The sequence below is a fragment of the Pseudomonas sp. 05N434 genome, assembly GCF_056396965.1.
Genome location: NZ_JBFTMK010000959.1, coordinates 1 through 892, shown reverse-complemented (window position 1 = coordinate 892; position 892 = coordinate 1). Strand labels below are relative to the sequence as shown.

General features: G+C 56.1%; 2 protein-coding genes. One reads left to right on the top strand and one right to left on the bottom strand.

The annotated features are described in order from the left end of the window. Positions 1-419, top strand: a 419-nt coding sequence (locus AC1DLB_RS31055) for an NADPH-dependent F420 reductase (RefSeq protein WP_477786411.1), incomplete at its 5' end; no start/stop codon positions are given. 151 nt (positions 420-570) lie between these two features. Here the strand turns inward: AC1DLB_RS31055 and AC1DLB_RS31050 are convergent. Then, complete coding sequence (locus tag AC1DLB_RS31050) at positions 571-846, bottom strand: DUF2798 domain-containing protein (RefSeq protein WP_018925645.1); 276 nt, start codon at positions 844-846, stop codon at positions 571-573. Positions 847-892 lie beyond the last annotated feature (46 nt).

Sequence of the window (892 nt, the reverse complement as noted above, 5' to 3'; positions counted from 1 at the left end):
AAACCGTGCTGGGTGCCAATAATTACTACCCGGAGCGCGACGGTCACATTGCCGCTCTCGACCGATTCGAAACCACCACCAGCCGCTTGCTCGCCGAGCACCTGCCCCACTCCAGCGTGGTCAAGGTGTTCAATGCAATCCTCGCCCAGGACCTGGTGCAGGACACGCGCCCGAAAGCAGCGCCCGACCGACGCGCACTGCCGATCGCGGCGGATGATCCGGCGGCGAAAGCGCTGGTGATCAAGTTACTGGACGAGATTGGATTCGACGCGGTAGATGCGGGCAGTCTTGATGAAAGCTGGCGATTCGAACGGGCTAAACCCGCCTACTGCATACCGCTGGATAAAGAGGGGCTGAAGGTTGCCTTGGCTGCGGCCCATCGGCAGGTCGAATTGCCCGAGGGATCGTGGCGTCGCTGAATAGCCCACAACCTGCTGGATCGAGAGAAGACTCGAAGCTGACTGCGGACAGTGTCAGCTTTAGGTCGACTCCGACCTGTGACGGCCGGCAACAGTCGACCCAATAGGGTTGTCCACAACGCCCCATCAATTGGGCCGTAAGCGGCCGCCCTTAGCGATGTGGGTGTACAGTCAAAGACACCAGTTTGAGCACAATGGGGCGAACGACGAGTATGCACAGGAATGCCACCGGCATGGCCAATTTATAGGCGTGCAGCGCATTACTTAGGTAATCATTCTCAATACCGGAATTTGCCGCGGTGATCACGAATGACATCAAGAGCGCCATGATGGTGGCCATATACAGTGCGAAAACATAAGGCGTAGCGCGAACCGAGAGCTTGCGTTGGTTGAAAAATAGAGCTTTAGAGGATGTTTTTGGATTCATATCAGACCTTTTTGATCTTCGATTGGTAGGTGATGAACACCATAGC